3 protein-coding genes are annotated in these 3249 nt (G+C 64.6%); all 3 read right to left on the bottom strand.

The features are described from left to right. Positions 1–1012 (bottom strand): type 4b pilus protein PilO2 (gene pilO2, locus QMO14_RS32960; RefSeq protein ID WP_301512330.1); only part of this gene is annotated, 1012 nt, incomplete at its 3' end. Positions 1013–1023: 11 nt separating this feature from the next. After that, positions 1024–2892, bottom strand: a complete 1869-nt coding sequence (locus QMO14_RS32955) for a hypothetical protein (RefSeq protein ID WP_301512329.1) — start codon at positions 2890–2892, stop codon at positions 1024–1026. Beyond that, positions 2893–3249, bottom strand: a 357-nt coding sequence (locus tag QMO14_RS32950; protein WP_301512328.1) for a TcpQ domain-containing protein, incomplete at its 5' end; no start/stop codon positions are given.

Below are 3249 nucleotides of genomic sequence, written 5' to 3'. Positions count from 1 at the left end.
CCGGTAGCTGTATGTCGGCGGCCAACCTCGACGCGGTCATGGACTGTTGCCAGGTCATGCGCGCTTCGTTCAGGTTGATCTCGAATGCCGGGGCGAGAGCCAAAAAGGCGACGGCGGCCTGGAGGCCCTTGAATGTGCCGGTCGTGCGCGAGTACCGCACTTCGCAGAGGCCGCCCTGAACACACGAGATCCGCGTGGCGTTCCAGCCGTCGGGCGCGAGCGGCGTCTTCATCGCAGATTCGATGCCGGACTTCATTGCGCTGCGCTCCACGCCCACGGCTTCGCGCGCATCGGCGAGCGCGTTCAGGTACTTGGGAACCGGGTCAGCATCGCGTTGCCGTTGGAGTGCCTCCAAGCGCTTTCGCTCCTGCTCTGCCTTCGAGTAGACGAGGCCGCCGGCGGCGAGCGCACAGACCACGAAGCCGATCACCGCCAACCGGACCATGTCCCGAGGAACCGGCTTCAGACGGGTCTGCTCGCTCGTCGCGGCGCTGATCCTGTCGAGCAATTCGTCGTGGACCAGGGCGTCGGGATAGCGGCCTTTGTCGTCGCTGAAGACCGACATTCGCTGGCCCGACTGGAGGTAGCTTTCGCAGATCGCGTGTGCCGCCTCCGAAGACGACTCCAGCCTGTCAAGTACCGGATGACCGTTGATGACTACGACCACCGCCCAACGGTCCTTGAGGACCTTCACGCTCAGCAACGCCCGTGGATGCTCTCTCGTCCAAGCTGCAAAAGCTGCAGCCAGCGAATGGGTGTTGCGCGCAGGCTTGCTGCCCTCCAACGACGTGTAGAGGCCAACCGCCTCTTTGTGGACGGTGACTGTGCGCTTCTTGAGCCTGACGTCTTCGCGAAGGGTCGAGATCACCCGAACCGCATGCGACGCACCCGGGCCTTTTGCCAACTCGCGGATGCGCGCGTTGGTCTTCCCGCCCGCGGGCAGCACGCCCCATTCGAGGCCGCCTACCAGCGCGCCCCTGCCCTCTCCAAATTCCTTCACAACGGTGGCCATCGTTTCACCCGTTACTGGAGAGGCGTCGCCCGCACGACGATCAGGAAATCTTCGCGCTTGTAGCCAGCCGTTCTGCTGCCGCCCAGGCCGACCGGAACCCCATCGCCGAGCGTGCGGGTGCCGTTCGAGGCGAGGCGTCGAGACAGGCCGGTCAGCACGCTCACTTCTCCGGGCTGCAAGCGGATCGTCATTTGATCGTCAGTGCCGGAGGTCACGGGCGTTTGCACGCGCTGGAAGGTGGCGCCGCTGCCGGCTGTCACTTCGAAGAGGCTGATGAGTTCGGTGAGCGAGATCCCGAGCTTCAGCAAAATCGTGCCGTTGTCGAGAATGGCGGGCTGCACCATGAACTTGTCACCCGTGACAATGGAGGAAGTCTTCAGGCCTGGCGCGCCGGACCCCACGGAGGACGCGGTGGCAGGTGTCGTTTCGGACAGGTATCCGTCCGTCTTGAGGCTGGTCTTTCGCGACCATTGCCGGTTCATTGCCATCATCGAGACCGGGCGGTATTGGGCTGTGTCGCTGATGTCGTGGAGGAGCTTCAGCATCGCGGTGCTGTTGGCGAACCTTGCCTGCGATCCGGATGGGTCCACGCCGTCGGCGGGAGCCAGCACCGAGTAGCTCATCGAGCCGCCCAGGTTTCCGCCAAGCGATGCAGGCGACTTGATCGTGGCGCCCCAGGTGCGTGCCACGTTGTTGATCACCAGGTTCCAGTCGACGCCGCGTTCGTCGGCGTTGTTCGTCGTGACGCTGTAGATGTCGAGCTGGATGTGCGCGCGCCTATTCATCGCAGCGTCTTCGTGCTTGATGACCTCTCGCACGCGACTCATCACATCGCGGGTGGCGGTCACCGTGAACCGGCCGGAGCCTTCGGACAGCAGCACTGAACCGCCGGTGTCTTTCACCATCGTCTCGATCGACTTGCGCAGCGATTCGAGTACGGCAATCTTTCCGGACTCGTTCACGTCCATTGCCGCATTGGTGCCGCCAGTGTTTCCGTTTTCACCGGTCTGGCCCGAACTGGTGCTGCCCAACGTCATCTTGAAGTCCTGCGTTCCGACGAACGCGGACATCTCAAAGCTCTCTGTGATGTAGCGCTCAATCACAACGACGCCATCGCGATACGACCAACTGAGGTTCAGGCGGCCCGTTACGTGGTCGAGGAAGGACGAGAGGGAGCCGTTCCAGCGCATGTCCACGCTGTCGACGTCCGTGATCGGCTGGCGGTAGTCGCGCTCGAAGGGGTTGCCCAGGGAGTTCGCGCCGGGAAGCGGCGTGCCCTGGGCGGCCGTACCGGCGCTCATCGTCGGAAAGGAGGCGTTGCCTCCAGACAGGGGCGAGCCGGGTGGAAGCGCTGCGCCTGGCAGCGGTGCGATCGTCAAGGGCGCCAGCATTTGGCCGTTGCCTTGAAGACCAGCACCGGCGTTTCCACTTCGTCCTGCAAGAGGCGCGTACACATCCGGCTGCACGCGCACTGGGACGTTCGTCATGCGGCTCAGGCGCTCAGCAATGATTTGAATCGTCACCCGGCCGCCCTTGTCGTCGAAGTTGAACTGCTTGGGCTCAGTGAAGATTGGCGGGAGCACTTCGTCGCTTTGCACGGCGGTCATGCGCGCGCCGATCCATGCTCGGGTGGCTCGGCGTGCAACTGGAGCGTTGAGAGCGGCCGCGGCGCGCGCGTCGGCGTCGGTCGGCGAACCGAGCGTTGACGGGGCGATGGTCAAAGGCGCTTGTCTCGTGCCGAGCGTGACGGCCGACGCTTGATCGCGCACGCGCGCGCCGTCGCTGGCAAGCCGTCCGCCTACGTCGGCACAGCCTGCGAAGAGAGCGGGAGTGAGGCAGGCCAGCAGCGCGCGGGCAATCGTCGTTTGGGAGTTGTTCATTTATTGGCAGTCCTTCGCTTGATCGCCCTTGCGCGTGATGCGCGCCAGCGGGGGGGTGTTGGGATAGAAGCAGACCTCCAATGGGTAGGCGCTGTTGGCGATGCCGGGGGAAGAGAGTTGCGCCGTGATTGCGTCTTCGAAGCTGCCGGAGACGCTGTCAGGGGCCTCGACCATCACGTGCATGGCCGCGTCCCAGCGCACGCGCCAGCCAGCCACGCCGGCCCAGCGCTGAAAGGTGTTCGCCAGGTTGATGTCGCGCGTTTCGACCGTCCACGTCTGGGGGGAGCCGACCGCGATCGCCTTGGATGCTGGCGCCGACGTCGTGACCGTGGTCATTGCGCGTGACGGGCCTTGGCC

The organism is Variovorax sp. CAN15 (genome assembly GCF_030462475.1).
Classification (GTDB): domain Bacteria; phylum Pseudomonadota; class Gammaproteobacteria; order Burkholderiales; family Burkholderiaceae_C; genus Variovorax.
This window is presented reverse-complemented; position numbering and strand designations above follow the sequence as displayed.

Bases quoted from the DNA above. Each gene is read 5' to 3' on its own strand.
- QMO14_RS32955 (WP_301512329.1), bottom strand. From the start codon at position 2,892: ATGAACAACTCCCAAACGACGATTGCCCGCGCGCTGCTGGCCTGCCTC.